Origin of the sequence: Paraburkholderia bryophila (assembly GCF_003269035.1) — a bacterium.
In the GTDB taxonomy this organism is placed as follows: domain Bacteria; phylum Pseudomonadota; class Gammaproteobacteria; order Burkholderiales; family Burkholderiaceae; genus Paraburkholderia; species Paraburkholderia bryophila.
Genome location: NZ_QLTK01000004.1, coordinates 78,839 through 98,909, shown reverse-complemented (window position 1 = coordinate 98,909; position 20,071 = coordinate 78,839). Strand labels below are relative to the sequence as shown.

Below are 20,071 nucleotides of genomic sequence, written 5' to 3'. Positions count from 1 at the left end.
GCTTTTTCGTCGCCTCTTATTGTCTCCGCCTGAATCGACGAATCATGTTTGCCGCGGATGAGCGAGGAAGAATCGCAGCATTTCCGCGGCGGCGTCGGGGCCCGACGGGTCCGTGTACGTGCCGCGCGGACTGCCGCCGGACCACGCATGGCCCGCGCCGTGAATCGACCAGTATTCCGCCTCGACGCCGTTCGCGGCGAGCCGGTGTTGCACCGTATAGCGGCGCTGCGCGTGGGGCGTGCGTGCCGCATCTGATCGCGCGGCGGCGCTTGTGGTCACGTCCGTGACGCTGGCATCGAACGGCGCGACCAGCGCGATCCCGTTCGACGGATGCACGGTTTGATCCGCGTCGCCATGAAACACGATCAGCGGACGTTGCGGTGCGGCGTGACTGCGGTGGCGTTGCGCGCGTATGCCGCCCTTCATCGCGGCGAGCGCCGAGGGCAGACCTTTCGCGCTGCCGTAGGCGAGGCCCGAATGCACACCGGCCGCCGCATACAGATCGGGCGACGTGGTCAGCATGATGTCCGCCATCGCGCCGCCCGCCGATAGACCCGCCACATACACCCGCGCCGGGTCCACCCGATAGCGCGCCATCACCTCGCGCGTGATGCCGGCGATCAGCGACGGCTCGCCCTGATCGCGCTGCTGATCCTCGGGCTTGAACCAGTTCCAGCAGGTCGAATGATTCGCCGCCTGCGACTGATTCGGATAGACGACGAGGAAGCCGTGACGCTCCGCCAGCTCGTTCATGCGTGTACCGGCGGCGAAGTCGTCGGCGTTCTGCGTGCAGCCGTGCAGCATGACGATCAGCGGCAGCGGAGTGTCGTTATAGGCGGCGGGCACGTACAGCTTGTAGCTGCGTTGGCCTGCATGGTTGCTGAACGTGTGCGTGCTGAAAACGCCGGGGGCGTCGGCGTCGATCGTGGTGTCGGCGTGGGCGTGGGCATGGGCCGCTGGCTGTGCTTGCGCTTGGGTTTGAGCGTAGGCGTGGGTCCACGCCTGCGACCACTCGCCTGCGCTGCGAGGTGTGTTTGTGTTTGTGTGTGCGGAGGTGGGCTGCGCTTGTCGTGCAGCGTTGCTGGCGTTGCCGCTGTCGTGTGCGCTGTCGAGGTCGTGTCCGTGGCCTTTGCCGCTGAGCGCCCGTTGCACCGCGGCGGTGGCTTCCTTCGGGCCTTTCGTGCGTAACAGGTCGAAGGCTTCTTTCATCGACTTCAGAAAATCGTCATTTACTTTCATGATGGTTTGCATTGGCCTGCGTTGAGGCGTGGGCGGGGCTCGGGACGAGCGCCGCTGACTACGCCGTGCAATCAATTTATCTACCGGAAAGCGTGCCTAGCTGATGCGTCCCGCGAGCGCCGCCTTGACGGCAGGCGACGCGTGAAACGCACCCAGCACCACCACCGACGCGATCGTGGCCGCCGCGAGTTCCGGCGGGACATCGGCGGCGATGCTGGCGAGGCCGAGCACGTGAATGTCGAGTTGCTCATGGGCGGCCTGCGCGGCTTCGAGATCGCGCCGCGAGAAATGCTGCAAGCCGAGCACCATCGCGCGGCGCGTCACGGTTTCCGTGACGACTTGCGCGTGCACCGCGAGCTGGTTACGGATCGCCGTGCGAATCAGGTCGGTGCGGTTCGAATAAAAGCCTTCTTCGACCAGCAGATCGATCTGCCCGAGGTCGACCGGGCCGAGATTGATGGTGATTTTTTCCGTCTCGCCGCCCTTCGGGCGCGAGGTATCGACGAGGTTGAGCTTAGGCATTTTTACTCCGTTTGGCATCCGGATGGCATCTCAATACCATCCCATGGGATGTTTATACGCCTACGGACCGACCAAGGTCAATGAGAAAAAACGGGGTGCATTTGCGCCGGTGAACGTCGGCGCATGCTTCTTGCTGCGCTAAACGAACTCTCAAAGCCAAACTTCGCAGCGCACAGGCAATGGCCGTCATGCCGCGCCGTGCGCACGCCAGCATCTGCCCGACCGATCAGCAGGGAGCCGATATGAAAGGACTTCAGCAAACGCTATGCGCTGCAATTTTTACCAGCGCGATTTGCTTTCTGACCGGATGCGGGGGCGGGAGCGGCGGCGGATCGGGCAGCACGACGAGCACGACGACTCCGCCGGCGGGCGGCGTCACGCTGCAGGTGGTGTCGTTCGGCGACAGCCTGTCGGATGTCGGCACCTATGCGCCGATCGCAAGCGCGGTGGGTGGCGGACGCTTCACGACCAATCCCGGGCAGGTGTGGACCCAGGACGTTGCGCAGTACTACGGCAACACGCTCAGCGCGGCATTCACGATCAACCTTACGCATGAACTGAGTCCGCAAAACGGTTTGGGCTATGCGGAAGGCGGCTCGACGGTAGCGACACCGGCCGATCAGTACGACTTCCTGACCGACGTGATCGGCAACGTCGAGATGCCGGTCAATCAACAGGTGGGCAGCTATCTGAGCGCTCACACGAGCTTCAATGCGAACCAGTTGGTGCTCGTGTGGGCCGGCGCGAACGACGTGCTGCGCGCGGGCACGCTACCGACCGCCGCGCCGGTCGTGCAGACGGCCGCTGCGGCGCTCGCGCAGATCGTGGGACAGATCGTGGGGAACGGCGCGACGCATGTGGTGGTGGTCAACTTGCCGAATATTGGGCTGTCGCCGAAAGGGCTTGCCGAGCCGGACGGCGGGGCGAACCTGACGCAGTTGTCGCAACTCTTCAACAGCGACCTCGTCACTGCGTTGCAAGCCAATGGGCTGCAAGGCAAGGTGATTCAGGTCGATGCTTATACGTGGTTGAACGGGATCATCGCGAACTTCCAGAGCTACGGCTTCACGGTGTCGAACACCGCGATGGCCTGCGATCCGTCGAAGACGCCTGACGACACGTCCTTGCTGTGCTCGCCGGCCACGTACACGACGGCCAATGCCGATCAGACGTATATGTTCGCCGACGACCTGCATCCGACGACGCATGTGCATGCGCTATTCGCGCAGTACGTGGAGCAGCAGATCGCGGCGAGCGGGTTGGGGCGCTAGAGAGTGAGGGGCGACGACTACATCAGCACGATGTCGTACTGCTCCTGACTCAGATTCGACTCCACCTGCAACGACACCGGCTTGCCGATGAAGTCGATCAGCATGGCCAGATGCTGCGACTCTTCCTCGAGGAACAGATCGATCACCTGCTGCGACGCCACCACGCGGAACTCGCGCGGATTGAACTGCCGCGACTCGCGCAGAATCTCGCGCAGCACGTCGTAGCACACCGTGCGCGGCGTCTTGACCTGCCCCTTGCCCTGGCAAACCGGACATGGTTCGCACAGCACATGCGCCAACGATTCGCGCGTGCGCTTGCGGGTCATTTCCACCAGCCCAAGCTGCGAGAAACCGTTCACGGTGACGCGCGTGCGGTCGCGCGACAACGCCTTCTTCAACTCGCCCAGCACCTGATCGCGGTGCTCGACGTTCTCCATGTCGATGAAGTCGATGATGATCACGCCGCCCAGATTGCGCAAGCGCAACTGCCGCGCGATGGTATGCGCCGCCTCGAGATTGGTCTTGAAGATCGTATCGTCGAAGTTGCGCGCGCCGACATAGCCGCCGGTGTTGACGTCGATCGTGGTCATCGCTTCGGTCTGGTCGATCACCAGATAACCGCCCGACTTCAGATCCACACGGCGCGACAACGCGCGCTGAATCTCCGCCTCGATGTTGTACAGATCGAAGAGCGGCCGCTCGCCGGTGTAGTGATGCAGTTTCGACGATACCGCCGGCGTGAACTCCGCGGCGAAGTCGGCGAGCATCTGATAGGTCTCGCGTGAATCGACCTGAATGCGCGAAGTCTCGTCGTTGACGAAATCGCGCAGCACGCGCTGCGCCAGATTCAGATCCTGGTAGAGCAGGCTGGTCGGCGGCATGCGCTGACCTTGCGAGATGATCGTTGCCCACGTCTTGCGCAGATAGGCGACGTCGCCGGCGAGTTCTTCACTGGTCGCGTCTTCGGCGATGGTGCGGACGATGTAGCCGCCTTTTTCGTCGGCGGGCAGCACGGCGGTTAAACGCGCCCGCACCGCTTCACGTTCGGCCTCGCTCTCGATCTTCTGCGAGATGCCGATATGCGGCTCCTGCGGCAGGTACACGAGCGTGCGCCCGGCAATGCTCACTTGCGTGGAGAGCCGCGCGCCCTTGGTGCCGATCGGATCCTTCACGACCTGCACCATCAGCGTCTGACCTTCGAAGACGATCTTCTCGATCGGCTGATGCGGCGCCTGATGCTGAGGTTCGCCGGCAATGCGCGGATGCCAGATATCGGCAACGTGCAGAAACGCGGCGCGTTCGAGACCGATGTCGATGAAGGCGGATTGCATGCCCGGCAACACACGGACGACCTTGCCGAGATAGACGTTGCCGACGCGGCCGCGCGACAGCGTTCGTTCGACGTGAAGTTCCTGGACGGCGCCTTGCTGGACTAGCGCGACGCGCGTTTCCTGCGGCGTGACATTGATCAGGATTTCTTCATTCATGGTGTTGTTTTAGAAGTCGATGCGCGCTGCGCGCAGGAGCGCAGCGGTTTCAAAAAGCGGCAAACCCATGATACCTGAATAGGACCCGTCGATATGTTCGATAAACTCCGCGGCGCGTCCCTGCACGCCGTACGCGCCCGCTTTGCCGAGCGGCTCGCCGCTCGCCGCATAGCGACGGAGCGCGTCTGCGTGCAGTGCAGCAAAACGGACCTTCGACACGGATAGCACGGCGGGCAGCAACGCGCCCTGCGCGTCGATCACGGCGACGGCAGTCAGGACTTCGTGGTCGCGCCCGGCAAGGCGCGTGAGCATCGCGACGGCGTCGTCTGCGTCGAGCGGCTTGCCGAGAATCGCGCCGTCGATCGTGACGGTTGTATCCGCAACCAGAATCGGCAACGCCGCATGGCCGCCGGCTTCGAGGCGCGCACGCGCCGCCTGCGCCTTGGCGACGCAGACGCGCTGCACGTAGTTGCGTGCGGACTCGCCGGGCAACTCGGCTTCGAGCGCTTCGGCGTCTTCATTGGGGCGAGGTAGCAGCAATTCGAAACGCACGCCGAGCTGTTGCAACAACTCCTGACGGCGTGGGCTTTGCGAAGCGAGGTAGACGAACGGATGCAGCGCAGGCAGTGAATCGGCGGACGTGGGCATGAACAGGTCTCGATGAATCGGAAAGCGCGCGAGACGCACGAAGTGCCCGAAACGCGCGTTTCCGTCAGCAGCCTCGTTCGCTCACACGCGATGGTAGGGGTGATTCTGCGTGATGGTCCACGCGCGGTAAAGCTGTTCGGCGAGCAGCACGCGGACCATCGCGTGCGGCAAGGTCAGGCTCGACACGCGCAACAGCATGTCGGCGCGCGCCTTCAGATCGGGGTCGAGGCCGTCCGCACCGCCGATCAGGAACGCCACGTCGCGGCCGTCCTGCTGCCAGCCGGGCAGTGCGCCCGCCAGTTGCATGGTGGTCCAGTCCTTACCGCGCTCGTCGAGCGCGACAATGCGCGCGTTCTTCGGCAACGCGGCTTCGATCTTCAGACGCTCGGCCGCCATGACGCTTTCCGCCGGCCGCCCGGACGAACGCTGCTCGGGTTTGATCTCGCGCAACTCGATACGCAACTCGGGCGGCATGCGCTTCGCGTACTCGTCGAAGCCGGTGGCGATCCAGTCCGGCATCTTATGGCCGACGGCGAGGATATGCAGTTTCATCAGCGGTGCAATCGAAGACTTCGAAGACTTTCATGACGCGCCGGCGCAGGGCCGGCCCGCCTGGTTGCGCTCAGTCGCCGTTACTTGCGGCGAACCGGCGTCTTGCGCGCGGGCTTCTTCACGGCCGGCGCTTCGTCTTCGTCTTCCTCGTCGTCGGGTTCGCTCGAACGCGCGCCGCCGAACGGATCGGGCGTGGACAGTTTGATGCGCACCGGCTTGTCGCCCCAGATTTCCTCGAGGTTGTAGTACTGGCGCAGCGCCGGTTGCAGGATGTGGACGACCGCGTCGCCGCAATCCACCAGCACCCATTCGCCGACGTCGTCGCCTTCGGTGCTGATGACGTCGCCGCCGTTTTCCTTGACGCTCTCACGCACGCTGGAAGCGAGCGCCTTGGTCTGGCGGTTCGAGGTGCCGCTCGCGACGATCACGCGATCGAACAGCGAGGTCAGGTGGCTGGTGTTGAACACCTTGATGTCTTGCGCTTTGACGTCTTCGAGAGCGTCGACGATCACGCGTTGCAGTTTACGAATATCCATGGGGTTACCGGTGGTACAGATGATGTTGAAGAATATAGTCCCACACCGCGGTGGGGACATGGCTTGCGGCCCGGGCCTGGCTCTGGTCTGGCGGCTCGGCGCCCGCGAGGGCGAGCCGCTGGCTTACCTGTTCGCGCAGATGCGCGCGAATGTCGGTGGCCGAGACGTTGAACGCAAGCGTCGTATCGATCAGCAAGTGGCCGCAGGGCGTGGCTTGCAGAACGTCGGCGCGGGCACGGCGCGCGTCGATTTCATGAGCGACCGCCGGTGGGATCGACGCGAGGTCGAAACCGGGCCGGGTGGCCGCGCAAATATGGGCGAAGTCGAACAGGCGCCGCCAGTCGCGCCATGTGTCGAGATGCACCAGTTGATCCGCGCCCATCAACAGCGCAATCGATGCATCCTTGCCTTCGCGTTCACGCCAGCGTTGCAGCGTGTCGAGCGTGTAAGTCGGACCCTCGTGATCGATCTCGTCGGTTGCGACACGCACGGTGGCGTGCGGCAGCACCAGTTCACCGGCCGCCGCGCGGGTCATGGCGAGGCGATGCACGGCCGGCGAGACGTCCGATTTCTGCCACGGCTGGCCGGCCGGCAGCAGCACCAGTTCGGTCAGTTGCAGTACCTCGGCGAAACGCCGGGCGAGCGCGAGATGGCCGTCGTGGATCGGGTCGAAAGTGCCGCCGAGCAGGCCGATCCGGCGCGGCAGGGCAACAGGGTGAGCGTTCGGCTTCAGGTGAAGGTCCTTTGTCGTGGCCACGTGCGGGGCGGTGCGGGCGGAAAGCGCGTCACACCCAGTCGCGCGGCACGAGAAAATCGCTGTAAAGACGCGCTTCCGGCGTGCCCGCTTCGGGCTGCCAGTTGTAACGCCAGTTCACCACAGGCGGCATGGACATCAGGATCGACTCCGTGCGCCCGCCGCTCTGCAGCCCGAACAGTGTGCCACGGTCGAAGACCAGATTGAACTCGACGTAGCGTCCGCGCCGGTAAGCCTGGAAATCGCGCTCGGCCGGCCCGTACGGAATGTTGCGGCGCTTTTCGACGATCGGCATATACGCGGCGAGGAACGCGTCGCCCACACTCCTGAGCATCGCGAACGACTGATCGAACCCCGGCGCCGAAAAATCGTCGAAGAAAATCCCGCCGATGCCGCGCGGTTCGTTGCGGTGCTTGAGGAAGAAGTACTCGTCGCACCAGCGCTTGAAACTCGGGTACAGCTCGGCGCCGTAAGGCTGCAACGCATCGCGGCAGGTGCGGTGAAAATGTTGCGCGTCTTCTTCGTAGCCGTAGTACGGCGTCAGATCCATGCCGCCGCCGAACCAGAACACCGGCTCTTCGCCGGCCTTGGTCGCGATCAGCAGACGCACGTTCATATGCACGGTCGGGCAGTGCGGATTGTGCGGGTGCAGCACGAGCGACACGCCCATGGCCTCGAAACCACGGCCGGCGAGTTGCGGACGCGCCGCGCTAGCGGAACCCGGCAGCGCGGCGCCCGCGACGTCCGAAAAGCCGATGCCGGCCCGCTCGAAAAACTGGCCGCCTTCGAGAATCCGCGTGCAGCCGCCGCCGCGCAGCTTTTCGCCGGGTGCGCGCTGCCAGGCGTCCGTGGCGAACGGGGTGCCGTCGAACGCGCCGAGCGTGTCCGCGATATGCGATTGCAGGCCTTGCAGCCAGCTGCGCACGGCTTGTGCGTCGTAGCTCGAATCGGTCATGAATGCAGATGCTGAGGGCGGCGCGCTCGTCGTGCCGCGGGTTCATCGTGAAAGGGCGAAGACCGGGGTTTCGTCGGGCGCAGCCCAAGGAGGTAGCCGGTCGGTGCTTCGCGCCGGGTGTCAGGCTTCGGCCTGGATCAGCCCACGTGGTGCGGTGGGCGCGGCAGCTACGGCAGCGATCGCGAGGCGAAAACCCGCTGGCGCCTGGCGCTCGATTCTGTGGCTGGTTTGCTGCCTTGAGTTGCTACCGTGGGTGGCCGCCGCGTTTTCGTGAACACCCGTGTAACCACCCGCGACCACCCGCGCAAAGCCCCGCCGCGAAGCCCGCAGTGTAGCGCCGCCGGCGCCGCGAGCGGGGAAATGCGCGGAATGCGCGGAATGCGCGTCGCCTTAGTGCTTGCCTTCGGTCTTGGCGTCGTGCTTGCGGTTCAACGCGCGGTAGCCGATGTCGCGGCGATACTGCATGCCGTCGAAGGCGATCTGGTTGATCGTTTCGTACGCCACCGACTGCGCGCTGCGCACCGAATCCGCCAGACCGACCACGCACAGCACGCGTCCGCCCGAGGTGGTCAGCTTGCCGTCGGCGAGCGTGGTGCCGGCGTGGAACGTGACCGAATCCACCGTTTCAGCGGGAATGCCGTTGATGCGGTCGCCCTTGCGCGGCGTGTCCGGATAGTTGTGCGCGGCGAGCACGACGCCCAGCGCGGTGCGACGGTCCCATTCCAGTTCGACCGTGTCGAGCGTGCCGGCAATGGCCTGCTCGACCACCTTCGAAAAGTCGCCCTTCAGACGCGCCATGATCGGCTGCGTTTCCGGGTCGCCCATCCGGCAGTTGAATTCGAGCGTCTTCGGGTTGCCTTGCGCGTCGATCATCAGGCCGGCGTACAGGAAGCCGGTGAAGCGGATGCCTTCCTTCTCCATGCCGCGCACGGTCGGCAGAATGATTTCGCGCATCACCCGCGCATGCAGTTGCGGCGTGACGATCGGCGCCGGCGAGTACGCGCCCATGCCGCCCGTGTTCGGGCCTTGATCGGCGTCGAGCAGACGCTTGTGGTCCTGGCTGGAGGCGAGCGGCAGCACGTGCTTGCCGTCGACCATCACGATGAAGCTGGCTTCTTCGCCGGCGAGGAATTCCTCGATCACGACGCGTGCGCCGGCGTCGCCCAGCTTGTTGTCCGACAGCATCATGTCGACCGCGGCGTGCGCTTCTTCCAGCGTTTGCGCGACCACCACGCCCTTGCCGGCGGCGAGGCCGTCGGCCTTGATCACGATCGGCGCGCCTTTGGCGTCCAGATACGCGTGCGCGGCGGCGACGTCGGCGAAGGTTTCGTATTCGGCCGTGGGAATCGCGTGACGCTTCATGAACGCCTTCGCGAAGTCTTTCGAGCTTTCGAGCTGGGCGGCTTCCTTGGTCGGTCCGAAAATCTTCAGACCGCGCGAGCGGAACAGATTGACGATACCGGCCGCCAGCGGCGTTTCCGGCCCGACCAGCGTGAACGCGATCTGTTCTTTCTCGACGAAATCGGCGAGCGCGGCCGGCTCGGTGATGTCGACGTTGCGCAGGCGTTCATCTTGCGCGGTGCCGCCATTGCCCGGCGCGACGTAGACGAGCTGAACCCGCGGCGATTGCGCGAGCTTCCATGCGAGCGCATGTTCGCGACCGCCGGAACCGACGACGAGTAACTTCATGTGAATCCCCGAGACTTAAAAACCATAAACGGCTGACGCGGACAGCTCAGCCGTGGAATACCCGCCAGGTTCGCCGAGCCTGCGCGCCCAGAGGGCGGCGGATTGAAGGCGGCGCGAACCCGAATCTGCAACCTTGACATCTGGACGCAATCGGCAGCCTGATGCAAGCCTGCCTACGTCCGTTCAGCAGCAACGCACAACGCGAGGGCCAACGCGGCGGGCGCCGCGCCCGGGTTCAGATCGAACCACGGTGCGCAACGCCGCCGGGGCGCGCTCATTCGTCGGCGATCACGGCGTTTGTATAGACTTCCTGCACGTCGTCCAGATTTTCCAGCGCGTCGAGCAGCTTCTGCATCTTCACCGCGTCGTCGCCGGTGAATTCGACTTCCGTCTGAGGTTTCATCGTGACCTCGGCCAGTTCGGCCTTGAAGCCCGCGGTTTCGAGCGCGGTCTTCACCTTCGGGAAGTCGTTCGGCGGGCACAGTACTTCGATGCTGCCGTCTTCGTTCGTGACGACGTCGTCGGCGCCGGCTTCGAGCGCGGCTTCCATCAGTTTGTCTTCCGCCGTGCCGGGCGCGAACAGGAACTGGCCGACGTGATCGAACATGAACGACACCGAACCGTCCGTGCCCATGTTGCCGCCGTTCTTCGAGAACGCGTGACGCACGTCCGCCACCGTGCGGGTGCGGTTGTCGGTCATGGTGTCGACGATCACCGCCGCGCCGCCGATGCCGTAGCCTTCGTAGCGGATTTCCTCGTAGCTTGCACCGTCGACCCCGCCCACGCCACGCTGGATCGCGCGGTTGACGTTATCTTTCGGCATGTTGGCGTCGTACGCCTTTTCGACGGCGAGCCGCAGACGCGGGTTCGAGTCGATGTCGCCGCCGCCCATGCGCGCCGCGACCTGGATTTCCTTGATGAGCCGCGTCCAGACCTTGCCGCGCTTGGCGTCGGCCGCTGCTTTCTTATGCTTGATGTTGGCCCATTTCGAATGACCCGCCATACCTTTCTCCATCGCGCGCGCCAGTGGGGCGTACGCATAGTGCAATTGTCGTTGCGATGTCGGGCGCTTGCGCGTGGGAATCGCGTTTTGCGCGCCTCGATGTCTAACCGTCTGGTGTGAGACCGCACGGGGTGAGCCCCGGCCGTGTCCAGGCGCTCCTGGCCCGCTTCCCAAAGCGGGTGGCCCGAGGTTCGCCGCCCGTGTGAAGGCGCGATGCGCCGGGCAATAGCGCCAGTTGAGCCGCTCTTTGAGCGGATTCGAATTTTATCACGGCGGCGGGGCGCGGCAGAGGGGGAGGCGGCGCGAAACGGTGACGAAAGTGCGGGGCAGCGGCGTTTTGCGCCCGCTGTCCCGCACTTTTTCATGCAGATATCAGTTTTTCGTACCGAACAGACGGTCGCCGGCGTCGCCGAGACCCGGCACGATGTAGGCGTGCTCGTTCAGGTGCGAATCGAGCGACGCGACATACAGCTTGACGTCCGGATGCGCGTCCTGAAACACCTGCACGCCTTCCGGCGCGGCTACTAGCGCGAGGAACATGATGTTCTCGCCGGCCACGTTGCGGCGCTTGAGCACGTCCACGGCATGCACAGCCGAATAGCCGGTCGCGACCATCGGATCGCACAGAATGAAGATGCGGTCTTCGAGGTCCGGCAGGCGCACCAGGTATTCGACCGGGCGGTGGTCGTCGGCGCGATACACGCCGATATGGCCCACCCGCGCCGACGGCACCAGTTCCAGCAAGCCGTCCGACATGCCGATGCCGGCCCGCAGCACCGGCACGATCGCGAGCTTCTTGCCGGCGATCACCGGCGCGTCGATGTCGACCAGCGGCGTGGTCAGGCGGCGCGTGGTCATGGGCAGATTGCGGGTGATTTCGTAACCCATCAGCAGCGTGATTTCACGCAGCAGTTCGCGGAACGTGCGCGTCGAGGTGTCCCGGTCGCGCATGTGCGAGAGCTTGTGCTGGATCAGCGGGTGATCGAGGATGAAAAGATTGGGAAAACGGCTGTCCTGAGTCATGGCGGGGGCGCAAGCGGCGGCTAGAGGGATCGGTTCGGCGTGCCGCCGCGCCGGCCTGAGCTTGGCCGAGGCTGGCTGGCGGACGCGCCACGGCGCAAGTTTACCGAAAGAGTACCGTCCGACGATACCGGAGATTGCAGCGGCCCGGCGCAGTCCGGCACCGATTCTTCTAGAATCGGAGAATTCTGTGCAACGCTTGGCCATCACGAGGACACACACCATGGACATGGGAATCGCCGGACGCACCGCGCTGGTCTGCGCGGCCAGCAAGGGCCTGGGGCGCGGCTGCGCCGAAGCGCTCGCCGCCGAGGGCGTCAACCTGACGATCGTCGCCCGCACCGCGGAAACGCTCGAAGCGACCGCCGCGGAAATTCGCCGCCAGAGCGGCGTGGAAGTGAAGACGGTGGCCTGCGACATCACCACGCCGGCGGGCCGCGCGGCCGCGCTCGCAGCCTGTCCGCAGCCGGATATTCTGGTCAATAACGCGGGCGGCCCGCCGCCGGGCGACTTCCGCAACTTCACGCACGAAGACTGGATTCGCGCGCTCGAGAGCAACATGCTCACGCCGATCGAGCTGATCCGCGCGACTATCGACTCGATGAGCGCACGCGGCTATGGGCGAATCGTCAACATCACGAGTTCGGCGGTGAAGGCGCCGATCGACGTGCTGGGCCTGTCGAACGGCGCGCGCTCGGGGCTCACCGGCTTCGTCGCCGGCCTCGCGCGCAAGGTCGCGCCGACCGGCGTGACGATCAACAATCTGCTGCCGGGCCTGTTCGACACCGACCGCATCGCCGTCACGTTCGACGCGCAGGCCAAGGCGCAAAACATTTCCGTCGACGAGGCGCGCAAGCAGCGCATGAAGACGATTCCCGCCGGCCGCTTCGGCACGAGCGACGAATTCGGCCGCGCCTGCGCGTTCCTGTGCAGCGCGCATGCAGGGTACATCACCGGCCAGAACTGGCTGATCGACGGCGGCGCCTATCCGGGCACGTTCTGAACGGCGCGGTTTTTGAACGGGCGCGCGCAAGCGCCCGTGGTTTCATCCTCACTACAACAACGACAATCACAACGGTTTCAGGAGTCTTACGTCATGAGCACCCGCATTGCGCTGATCGCGCACGATCACAAGAAAGACGACATCGTCAAACTGGCCGGCGAATACGTCGAGACGCTGCAGCGTTGCGAGATCGTCGCGACCGGCACGACCGGCGGCCGGATTGCCGACACGCACGGCCTGACGGTCGAGCGGATGCTGTCGGGCCCGCATGGCGGCGACTTGCAGATCGGCGCGCAACTCGCGGAAGGGCGCGTGGACATGGTGATTTTTCTGCGCGATCCGATGACGCCGCAGCCGCACGAACCGGACATCAACGCACTGGTGCGCGCGTGCGACGTGCATAACATTCCGTGCGCCACGAATATCTCGACGGCGCGCATGGTGCTCGACGTGCTGACCTTGCGTCTGAAGCAGCAGGCTTGAAACGGCGGGCCGGCTGCAGCCGGTTTGGCGTAGCGCGCAAGCATCGGTTTCGAGGGCGGCGTTGCGCCGCCTTCACGCAACATCACATCAAGGAGACATGATGGTCAAAGCAATCCGATTCGATAAAACCGGCGGCCCGGAGGTGATGAAATGGGTCGACGTCGAGGTGGGCGAGCCGGGCGCGGGCGAACTGCGCATCCGGCAGACGGCGGTCGGGCTGAACTATATCGACATCTATTTCCGCACCGGCCTGTACCCGTTGCCGCTGCCCGGCGGCCTCGGCATGGAAGCAGCCGGTGAAGTGACCGCGGTCGGCGCGGGCGTGACCGGCTTCAAGGCTGGCGATCGCGTTGCCTATGTCGCGCGGCCGCCCGGCGCTTATACGCAGGAGCGCGTGCTGGCAGCGGCGCAAGTCGTGAAAGTGCCGGACGCGCTGACCGACGAGCAGGCGGCTTCGGTGATGTTGCAGGGTTTGACCGCGCAGTACCTGCTACGCCGAACTTATCCGGTGAAGGCCGGCGACACGATCCTGATCCAGGCGGCGGCCGGCGGCGTCGGGCTGCTGGTGTGCCAATGGGCGAAAGCGCTCGGCGCGACCGTGATCGGCACCGTCGGCTCCGACGAAAAAGCGGAGATCGCCAAGGCGCATGGCTGCGATCACGCAATCGTCTACACGCGCGAGAACTTCACCAAACGCGTGCGCGAGATCACCCATGGCGCGGGTGTGCCGGTGGTGTACGACTCGATCGGCAAGGACACGTTCACGGCGTCGCTCGATTGCCTCGCGCCGCTGGGCATGTTCGTGAGCTTCGGCAATGCATCGGGCCCGTTGCCGCCGATCGATTCGTCGGAATTCGCGGGGCGTGGGTCGCTGTTCTTTACGCGTCCAACGCTATTTACGTACATCGCCAAACGGGCCGAGTACGAGTCGATGTCGACGGAACTGTTCGACGTGCTGGTGTCGGGCAAAGTAAAGACCAGCATCAATCAGCGTTATGCGCTGGCGGACGTCGGTCAGGCGCACGCCGATCTGGAAGGGCGCCGGACGACCGGGTCGACGGTGCTGATGCCGTAACGTGTGAGCGGGGCGGCGCGGTGGGTTGCGCCGCCTTCGCGTTGCCGTGTCACCTTCGCATTACCGCATCCTTTTCGTGCTACCGCTTTACCTCCGCGTCAGCACGCGGTCGCACTTTATTTCGCCGCTTCGCTCGAGTCGCTCGCCCCGCCTGCGCCAGTCGCGCCACTCGCCGCATCGCTCGCTGCCGCTGCCGCCTTGCGGTGTTGCAACCTGTCGATCCGCCCACCGACCACCGCCTTCATGAACGCCTCCGGAAAGTCGTCGGACGCCGCCCACTGGCCGCCGTTCTTCACGAACACGAATTCACCGCGCACCCTGGTCACCGCCGGCGCGCCGACGATCGCCATCAGATCGTCGCGATAGTCGATCGTCACCGGGCAGGACTGGCGGCCGTCGGCAACCTGTTTGCAGTCGGCGGTCGGCACGACGTCGAGCACGCTCTCGGCGAGGCTCGCGGGTTGGTCTTCGTCGGCCTTTTGCGACTGTGCCGCCGGGCCGTGAACCTGATCGTCCACTTGGGTCAGCGCGGTCTTGATCGCCGACTCCATGTTCTCGCGGCCGACCGGCTTGCCGAATGTGTTGTTCAGCGTGGCCGCGTCGTAGCGCGAGCTGATGTATTCGGGCGGGAAGGCCTGCACGGCGAATTTGTCCTGGTCGTCCGGAGTGCGCCGGACCATATAGCCGATCTGGGTCTTCTCCGTGCCGCTGCCGATATCGGCGAGACAGCCGCGCGAATGGTCGCGGCTGTCGTAGCCGACTTCGCGGTAATTGCGGGCATGCGGCAGGCCGCCATTCGCGAGCATCTGCGCACCGGCCATGCTTTTCATCGCGCCTTCGAAGAACAGCGAATCGAGCGCGCTCGTGGTCGACGACGACGTGCAACTCGGCGTCGAGTCGGGCATCAGCTTATAAATACCGAAGCCGCCCAATATCACCACGACCGCCGCGGCATTGATCAGTAAGCTGGTTTTCGCTTTCTTTTTTTTGCCGATCCGCTGCGAGGGCATGCAAACGCGCATCGATACGCGAGTCGATGGCGCGAGTAAACATCAGGATGGCCAGCCGCTTATCGATTTCAACGGATTGGTCTTCCGACCATTGCAGCGTCCGAAGCGTGGCCTTTTCTTCAGTGTCCCGATCTGTGTAGTTTTCCGCGATCAGCCAATCCAGCAGTTGCCGCGTCGCCCCCGTCTCGAACTGGATCTCCGGATGCTCGATAAGCCGCTGCCGCGCCGCTTCCGCCGGCTCGGCGCCGATATATTCCCTGAACTCCAGAACGGCCAGCGTGGTGAGGCGATCGTCGTCTTGCGGTTCGGTCCCGTTGAGGGTATTCGAGGAATCGATTTTCATATTGAGCGCGTGGAAGTCGAATTGAACGGCCAGATTAATTCAATGCAATAAGCATCAAACAGCAGTGAATTTCAAAGCCATTCGGGTGGTTATCGGCGCGCCATTATGCGTGATCGTTTTGTATTCTGGCCAGTGTCAATTCCGCATTGCGCCCATATTCCGTCGCGTAAAGCGCGAGTTTCCTTTCGCTTTATTCCACTCATTTCCGACCGACCCGTCGCCACGCTCCGTTTACACGATTTTTACACCCCGCGCGGACTCTTTGACCAGGCCTTTACGCGGTTCGGCATAACGTTCCACCTATCCAAAGTCCGTGATATGGAGAACAAAAATGGATGTGCTGTATGTCGGGGGGCTGGTGCTGTTTTTCGCGCTGACCTTTGCATTGATTGCCGGCTGCGAGAAGTTGATGCAGTTTCGTCGTGGGCAGGGAGCGCGGTCATGAACTGGATTCTCTGGTTGTCCGGCGCCGCTACCGCGCTGCTGTTTGCTTATCTGGTCTATGCGCTGTTGCGCGCGGAGGACATTGAATGAACTCGAACAATGTCCTGCAGGCGGGCCTCTTCATCGTCGTGCTGCTGGCAGCCGCGGTGCCGATGTCCCGCTATCTCAGCGCCGTGATGGACGGCAGCTCGCGCGTGGTGCGCCTGGGCGGCCCGCTCGAGCGTCTGCTGTATCGCGTCGCCGGCGTCGATCCGTCGAAGGAAATGGGCTGGAAGCACTACGCGATCGCCACGATCGCGTTCAATGCCTTGGGCGCGCTGTTCCTGTACGTGTTGTTGCGCGTGCAACAGTGGTTGCCGGGCAACCCGCAGCAGTTCGGCCCGATGACGGTGGACGGCGCGTTCAATACGGCCGTCAGCTTCGTGACCAACACGAACTGGCAAGACTACACGCCGGAGCAGACCGTCGGCTATCTGACGCAGATGCTCGGCCTGACCGTGCAGAACTTTTTCTCCGCGGCCACCGGCATCGTGGTGGTGATCGCGTTGATTCGCGGCTTTGCCCGTCACACCGCGCAGACCATCGGCAATTTCTGGGTCGACCTGACGCGCGTGACGCTGTACGTGCTGCTGCCGATGTCGGCGATCATCGCGGCCGTGCTGATGAGCCAGGGTGTGATCCAGAACTTCAAGGCCTATCAGGACGTGCCGACGCTGCAAACCACCACCTACGCCGCGCCGAAGCTCGACGCGCAAGGCAACCCGGTGAAGGACGCGAAGGGCAATGCGGTGACGGTCGACACGCCCGTGAAGACGCAGACGCTCGCCATGGGCCCGGTGGCCTCGCAGGAAGCGATCAAGATGCTCGGCACCAACGGTGGCGGCTTCTTCAACGGCAACTCGGCGCATCCGTATGAAAACCCGACGCCGTTCTCGAACTTCCTGCAGATCTTCTCGATCCTGATCATTCCGGCGGCATTGGCGCTGGTGTTCGGCCGCATGATCTCCGACCGCAAGCAGGGCGTGGCCGTGCTCGCGGCGATGACGATCGCCTTCGGCGTCTGCGTGTTCGGCGAGATCAGCGCCGAGCAGAGCGGCAATCCGGCCTTCACCGCGTTGCACGTCGATCAGTCGGCCAATGCGCTGCAGGCAGGCGGTAACGCGGAAGGCAAGGAAACGCGCTTCGGTATCGCGCAGTCGGGCATCTTCACGGTCGCGACCACGGCGGCTTCGTGCGGCGCGGTCGCCAATACGCACGACTCGCTGACGCCGATCGGCGGCCTCTATCCGATGCTGCTGATGCAACTCGGCGAAGTGATCTTCGGCGGCGTGGGCTCCGGCATGTACGGCATGCTCGTGTTCGCGCTGCTGGCCGTGTTCGTGGCGGGCCTGATGATCGGCCGGACGCCGGAATACGTCGGCAAGAAGATCGAAGCGTACGAGATGAAGATGGTGTCGATCGTGGTGCTGCTGACGCCGCTGCTGGTGCTGGTGGGTACCTCGATCGCGGTGCTGACCGACGCGGGCAAGGCGGGTATCGCCAACCCCGGCGCGCACGGCTTCTCCGAAATCCTCTACGCGTTCAGCTCGGCCGCCAATAACAACGGCAGTGCGTTCGCCGGCCTGACCGTGAGCACGCCGTTCTACAACTGGCTCACCGCGATCGCGATGTGGTTCGGCCGCTTCGGCACGATCGTCCCGGTGCTCGCGATTGCCGGCTCGCTGGCGTCGAAAAAGCGTATCGGCGTGACCGGCGGCACGCTGCCCACGCACGGCCCGCTGTTCGTCGTGCTGCTGCTCGGCACGGTGTTGCTGGTCGGTGCGCTGACTTATGTGCCTGCGCTTGCGCTCGGTCCTGGTGTCGAACATCTGATGATGATGGGCGCGCATTGAGCCGCTCCCAACGAACCAGCGACTGAACAGGTGCAAACGGGAAATTCGAGGATTCAATGACTGAACATAATGCAACCAGGTCCATGTTCGATCCGGCGCTGCTGCGCCCGGCGATCGTGGACTCCTTCAAAAAGCTCACGCCGCGCACGCAGTTCCGCAATCCGGTGATGTTCTGCGTGTATGTCGGCAGCATTCTGACGACCATTCTCTGGATCGCCGCGCTCGGCGGCCAGGCCGAGGCGCCCGCGGGCTTCATTCTCGCGGTCACCTTGTGGCTGTGGTTCACGGTGCTGTTCGCCAACTTCGCGGAAGCGCTCGCCGAAGGCCGTTCCAAGGCCCAGGCCGCGTCGCTGCGCAGCGCGAAGAAAGACGTGATGGCCAAGAAGCTCAACGAGCCGCATCCGAAGTCGCCGATCCGTATTATGACGGCCTCCGATCTGCGCAAGGGGGACGTGGTGCTGGTCGAAACCGGCGACGTGATTCCGGCCGACGGCGAAGTGATCGACGGTGTCGCGTCGGTGGACGAATCGGCGATTACCGGTGAATCCGCGCCGGTGATCCGCGAGTCGGGCGGCGACTTTTCGTCGGTGACGGGCGGCACGCGGGTGCTGTCCGACTGGATCGTCGTGCGCGTCACGGCGAATCCGGGCGAGGCGTTCCTCGACCGCATGATCGCGATGGTGGAAGGCGCCAAGCGTCAGAAGACGCCGAACGAAATCGCGCTGACCATTCTGCTGGTCGCGTTGACGATCGTGATGCTGCTCGCCACCGCCACGCTGCTGCCGTTCTCGATGTTCTCGGTCGAGGCCGCCAAGGCCGGTCACGTGGTGACGATCACCGCGCTGGTCGCGCTGCTGGTGTGTCTGATTCCGACCACCATCGGCGGGCTGTTGTCGGCGATCGGCGTGGCCGGTATGAGCCGGATGATGCAGGCCAACGTGATCGCCACCTCGGGCCGCGCGGTGGAAGCCGCCGGCGACGTCGACGTGCTGCTGCTCGACAAGACCGGCACGATCACGCTCGGCAACCGTCAGGCGTCGCAGTTCGTGCCGGCGCCGGGCCTCACCGAGGAAGCGCTCGCGGATGCCGCGCAGTTGTCGTCGCTCGCCGACGAAACGCCGGAAGGCCGCAGCATCGTCGTGCTGGCCAAGCAACGCTTCAACATTCGCCAACGCGACATGGCGTCGCTGCAGGCCGTGTTCCTCGCCTTCACCGCGCAAACGCGGATGAGCGGCGTCGATCTGCCGGGCCGCGAAATCCGCAAGGGCGCGTCCGACGCGGTGAAGAACTACGTCGAAGCGCACGGCGGCCGTTTCCCGAACGAAGTCAGCAACGCCGTGGCCGAAGTCGCGCGGCGCGGCAGCACGCCGCTGGTGGTCGCGGAAAAGGGCGAGCAGGGCGCGCGCGTGCTCGGCGTGATCGAGTTGAAGGACGTGGTGAAGGGCGGCATCAAGGAGCGTTTCGCCGAACTGCGCAAGATGGGCATCAAGACCATCATGGTGACCGGCGACAACCGTCTGACGGCCGCCGCGATTGCAGCCGAAGCGGGGGTCGACGATTTCCTCGCCGAAGCCACGCCGGAAGCGAAGCTCGCCACGATCCGCGCGCACCAGGCCGAAGGCCGGCTGGTGGCGATGACCGGCGACGGCACCAACGACGCCCCGGCGCTCGCGCAGGCCGACGTCGCGGTGGCGATGAACACCGGCACGCAGGCCGCGAAAGAAGCCGGCAATATGGTCGATCTGGATTCGAACCCGACCAAGCTGATCGAGATCGTCGAGATCGGCAAGCAGATGCTGATGACGCGCGGCTCGCTGACCACCTTCTCGATCGCCAACGACGTCGCCAAGTACTTCGCGATCATTCCGGCGGCGTTCGCCACCACCTATCCGGCGCTGAACGCGCTGAACGTGATGCATCTGGCCACGCCGGCCTCGGCGATCATGTCGGCGGTGATTTTCAACGCGCTGATCATCGTGCTGCTGATTCCGCTGGCGCTCAAGGGCGTGCGTTACCGGGCACTCGGCGCGGCGGTGCTGTTGCGCCGCAATCTGCTGGTCTACGGTCTGGGCGGGATCATCGTGCCGTTCATCGGCATCAAGCTGATCGATATGGTGCTGGCCGCGTTCGGCTGGGTGTGAGAAC

General features: G+C 64.5%; 21 protein-coding genes. 8 read left to right on the top strand and 13 right to left on the bottom strand.

The window, feature by feature from the left end; all coding sequences use genetic code 11:
• Positions 1–42: 42 nt before the first annotated feature.
• On the bottom strand, positions 43–1,239 hold the full coding sequence (locus tag BX591_RS09170) for an extracellular catalytic domain type 1 short-chain-length polyhydroxyalkanoate depolymerase (RefSeq protein ID WP_111930891.1): 1,197 nt from the start codon (positions 1,237–1,239) through the stop codon (positions 43–45).
• Positions 1,240–1,335: 96 nt separating this feature from the next.
• Positions 1,336–1,761 (bottom strand): CopG family transcriptional regulator, encoded by a 426-nt coding sequence (locus BX591_RS09165; RefSeq protein WP_111930461.1) that lies wholly within the window; start codon positions 1,759–1,761, stop codon positions 1,336–1,338.
• A 242-nt stretch (positions 1,762–2,003) separates the two neighbouring features.
• Here BX591_RS09165 and BX591_RS09160 point away from each other — a divergent pair, with 242 nt between their 5' ends.
• The gene (locus BX591_RS09160; protein WP_111930889.1) at positions 2,004–3,032 is read left to right on the top strand and encodes an SGNH/GDSL hydrolase family protein; all 1,029 of its coding nucleotides are present in this window, start codon (positions 2,004–2,006) and stop codon (positions 3,030–3,032) included.
• Positions 3,033–3,049: 17 nt separating this feature from the next.
• On the opposite strand, the gene rng is transcribed toward BX591_RS09160, so the two are convergent.
• The 9 genes from rng to upp all read right to left on the bottom strand — a co-directional run bounded on the left by rng (position 3,050) and on the right by upp (position 11,679).
• Positions 3,050–4,519, bottom strand: coding sequence for a ribonuclease G (gene rng, locus BX591_RS09155; protein ID WP_111930459.1), 1,470 nt, complete (start codon positions 4,517–4,519; stop codon positions 3,050–3,052).
• 9 nt (positions 4,520–4,528) lie between these two features.
• Positions 4,529–5,167 carry a Maf family protein gene (locus tag BX591_RS09150; protein ID WP_111930887.1) on the bottom strand — a complete coding sequence of 213 codons (639 nt, stop codon included), beginning with the start codon at positions 5,165–5,167 and terminating at the stop codon, positions 4,529–4,531.
• 81 nt (positions 5,168–5,248) lie between these two features.
• Positions 5,249–5,719 (bottom strand): 23S rRNA (pseudouridine(1915)-N(3))-methyltransferase RlmH, encoded by a 471-nt coding sequence (gene rlmH / locus BX591_RS09145; RefSeq protein WP_091795971.1) that lies wholly within the window; start codon positions 5,717–5,719, stop codon positions 5,249–5,251.
• An 80-nt stretch (positions 5,720–5,799) separates the two neighbouring features.
• The gene (rsfS, locus tag BX591_RS09140; RefSeq protein ID WP_111930457.1) at positions 5,800–6,255 is read right to left on the bottom strand and encodes a ribosome silencing factor; all 456 of its coding nucleotides are present in this window, start codon (positions 6,253–6,255) and stop codon (positions 5,800–5,802) included.
• 4 nt (positions 6,256–6,259) lie between these two features.
• Entirely contained in the window at positions 6,260–7,012 is a 753-nt protein-coding gene (locus tag BX591_RS09135; protein WP_111930455.1) for a nicotinate-nucleotide adenylyltransferase, read from the bottom strand.
• Positions 7,013–7,040: 28 nt separating this feature from the next.
• Positions 7,041–7,964, bottom strand: a complete 924-nt coding sequence (gene hemF / locus BX591_RS09130; RefSeq protein WP_111930453.1) for an oxygen-dependent coproporphyrinogen oxidase — start codon at positions 7,962–7,964, stop codon at positions 7,041–7,043.
• 390 nt (positions 7,965–8,354) lie between these two features.
• Positions 8,355–9,653 carry a phosphoribosylamine--glycine ligase gene (gene purD / locus BX591_RS09125; RefSeq protein ID WP_111930451.1) on the bottom strand — a complete coding sequence of 433 codons (1,299 nt, stop codon included), beginning with the start codon at positions 9,651–9,653 and terminating at the stop codon, positions 8,355–8,357.
• A gap of 274 nt (positions 9,654–9,927) precedes the next feature.
• On the bottom strand, positions 9,928–10,656 hold the full coding sequence (locus BX591_RS09120) for a YebC/PmpR family DNA-binding transcriptional regulator (protein ID WP_111930449.1): 729 nt from the start codon (positions 10,654–10,656) through the stop codon (positions 9,928–9,930).
• A gap of 372 nt (positions 10,657–11,028) precedes the next feature.
• Positions 11,029–11,679, bottom strand: a complete 651-nt coding sequence (gene upp / locus BX591_RS09115; protein WP_105511614.1) for a uracil phosphoribosyltransferase — start codon at positions 11,677–11,679, stop codon at positions 11,029–11,031.
• A gap of 220 nt (positions 11,680–11,899) precedes the next feature.
• On the opposite strand from upp, the gene BX591_RS09110 reads away from it, so the two are divergent.
• The 3 genes from BX591_RS09110 (at position 11,900) to BX591_RS09100 (ending at position 14,237) form a co-directional block, all read left to right on the top strand.
• On the top strand, positions 11,900–12,679 hold the full coding sequence (locus BX591_RS09110; protein ID WP_111930447.1) for an SDR family oxidoreductase: 780 nt from the start codon (positions 11,900–11,902) through the stop codon (positions 12,677–12,679).
• 93 nt (positions 12,680–12,772) lie between these two features.
• Positions 12,773–13,162: a methylglyoxal synthase gene (locus tag BX591_RS09105; protein WP_111930445.1), complete on the top strand. Its 390-nt coding sequence runs from the start codon at positions 12,773–12,775 to the stop codon at positions 13,160–13,162.
• A gap of 100 nt (positions 13,163–13,262) precedes the next feature.
• Positions 13,263–14,237, top strand: a complete 975-nt coding sequence (locus tag BX591_RS09100) for a quinone oxidoreductase family protein (RefSeq protein ID WP_111930443.1) — start codon at positions 13,263–13,265, stop codon at positions 14,235–14,237.
• Between the two features lie 116 nt (positions 14,238–14,353).
• On the opposite strand, the gene BX591_RS09095 is transcribed toward BX591_RS09100, so the two are convergent.
• Both BX591_RS09095 and BX591_RS36045 read right to left on the bottom strand, forming a co-directional pair.
• Positions 14,354–15,178, bottom strand: coding sequence for a hypothetical protein (locus BX591_RS09095; RefSeq protein ID WP_146749744.1), 825 nt, complete (start codon positions 15,176–15,178; stop codon positions 14,354–14,356).
• Positions 15,147–15,590, bottom strand: coding sequence for a hypothetical protein (locus BX591_RS36045; RefSeq protein WP_146749743.1), 444 nt, complete (start codon positions 15,588–15,590; stop codon positions 15,147–15,149). The genes BX591_RS09095 and BX591_RS36045 overlap by 32 nt, the downstream gene beginning before the upstream one ends.
• Before the next feature lie 331 nt (positions 15,591–15,921).
• Between BX591_RS36045 and BX591_RS09085 the strand changes: the two genes are divergently transcribed.
• Genes BX591_RS09085 through kdpB form a run of 4 tightly spaced genes read left to right on the top strand, consistent with a single transcriptional unit; the run spans position 15,922 to position 20,067 of the window.
• Positions 15,922–16,035 carry a hypothetical protein gene (locus BX591_RS09085; RefSeq protein WP_028196918.1) on the top strand — a complete coding sequence of 38 codons (114 nt, stop codon included), beginning with the start codon at positions 15,922–15,924 and terminating at the stop codon, positions 16,033–16,035.
• Complete coding sequence (kdpF, locus tag BX591_RS09080; RefSeq protein ID WP_007583461.1) at positions 16,032–16,124, top strand: K(+)-transporting ATPase subunit F; 93 nt, start codon at positions 16,032–16,034, stop codon at positions 16,122–16,124. Before BX591_RS09085 ends, kdpF begins: the two co-directional genes overlap by 4 nt.
• Positions 16,121–17,926 (top strand): potassium-transporting ATPase subunit KdpA, encoded by a 1,806-nt coding sequence (kdpA, locus tag BX591_RS09075; protein WP_111930437.1) that lies wholly within the window; start codon positions 16,121–16,123, stop codon positions 17,924–17,926. Before kdpF ends, kdpA begins: the two co-directional genes overlap by 4 nt.
• Positions 17,927–17,982: 56 nt before the next feature.
• Positions 17,983–20,067 (top strand): potassium-transporting ATPase subunit KdpB, encoded by a 2,085-nt coding sequence (kdpB, locus tag BX591_RS09070; RefSeq protein ID WP_111930435.1) that lies wholly within the window; start codon positions 17,983–17,985, stop codon positions 20,065–20,067.
• The last annotated feature ends 4 nt before the right edge of the window (positions 20,068–20,071 follow it).

What these genes read in the sequence shown, in the direction of transcription:
- kdpB (WP_111930435.1), top strand. Translation starts at nt 17,983, where the DNA reads ATGACTGAACATAATGCAACCAGGTCCATGTTCGATCCGGCGCTGCTG.
- BX591_RS09170 (WP_111930891.1), bottom strand. Translation starts at nt 1,239, where the DNA reads ATGAAAGTAAATGACGATTTTCTGAAGTCGATGAAAGAAGCCTTCGAC.
- BX591_RS09165 (WP_111930461.1), bottom strand. Translation starts at nt 1,761, where the DNA reads ATGCCTAAGCTCAACCTCGTCGATACCTCGCGCCCGAAGGGCGGCGAG.
- BX591_RS36045 (WP_146749743.1), bottom strand. Translation starts at nt 15,590, where the DNA reads ATGAAAATCGATTCCTCGAATACCCTCAACGGGACCGAACCGCAAGAC.
- rlmH (WP_091795971.1), bottom strand. Translation starts at nt 5,719, where the DNA reads ATGAAACTGCATATCCTCGCCGTCGGCCATAAGATGCCGGACTGGATC.
- BX591_RS09110 (WP_111930447.1), top strand. Translation starts at nt 11,900, where the DNA reads ATGGACATGGGAATCGCCGGACGCACCGCGCTGGTCTGCGCGGCCAGC.
- upp (WP_105511614.1), bottom strand. Translation starts at nt 11,679, where the DNA reads ATGACTCAGGACAGCCGTTTTCCCAATCTTTTCATCCTCGATCACCCG.
- rsfS (WP_111930457.1), bottom strand. Translation starts at nt 6,255, where the DNA reads ATGGATATTCGTAAACTGCAACGCGTGATCGTCGACGCTCTCGAAGAC.
- BX591_RS09105 (WP_111930445.1), top strand. Translation starts at nt 12,773, where the DNA reads ATGAGCACCCGCATTGCGCTGATCGCGCACGATCACAAGAAAGACGAC.
- BX591_RS09085 (WP_028196918.1), top strand. Translation starts at nt 15,922, where the DNA reads ATGGATGTGCTGTATGTCGGGGGGCTGGTGCTGTTTTTCGCGCTGACC.
- hemF (WP_111930453.1), bottom strand. Translation starts at nt 7,964, where the DNA reads ATGACCGATTCGAGCTACGACGCACAAGCCGTGCGCAGCTGGCTGCAA.
- BX591_RS09160 (WP_111930889.1), top strand. Translation starts at nt 2,004, where the DNA reads ATGAAAGGACTTCAGCAAACGCTATGCGCTGCAATTTTTACCAGCGCG.
- BX591_RS09120 (WP_111930449.1), bottom strand. Translation starts at nt 10,656, where the DNA reads ATGGCGGGTCATTCGAAATGGGCCAACATCAAGCATAAGAAAGCAGCG.
- kdpA (WP_111930437.1), top strand. Translation starts at nt 16,121, where the DNA reads ATGAACTCGAACAATGTCCTGCAGGCGGGCCTCTTCATCGTCGTGCTG.
- kdpF (WP_007583461.1), top strand. Translation starts at nt 16,032, where the DNA reads ATGAACTGGATTCTCTGGTTGTCCGGCGCCGCTACCGCGCTGCTGTTT.
- BX591_RS09100 (WP_111930443.1), top strand. Translation starts at nt 13,263, where the DNA reads ATGGTCAAAGCAATCCGATTCGATAAAACCGGCGGCCCGGAGGTGATG.
- rng (WP_111930459.1), bottom strand. Translation starts at nt 4,519, where the DNA reads ATGAATGAAGAAATCCTGATCAATGTCACGCCGCAGGAAACGCGCGTC.
- BX591_RS09150 (WP_111930887.1), bottom strand. Translation starts at nt 5,167, where the DNA reads ATGCCCACGTCCGCCGATTCACTGCCTGCGCTGCATCCGTTCGTCTAC.
- purD (WP_111930451.1), bottom strand. Translation starts at nt 9,653, where the DNA reads ATGAAGTTACTCGTCGTCGGTTCCGGCGGTCGCGAACATGCGCTCGCA.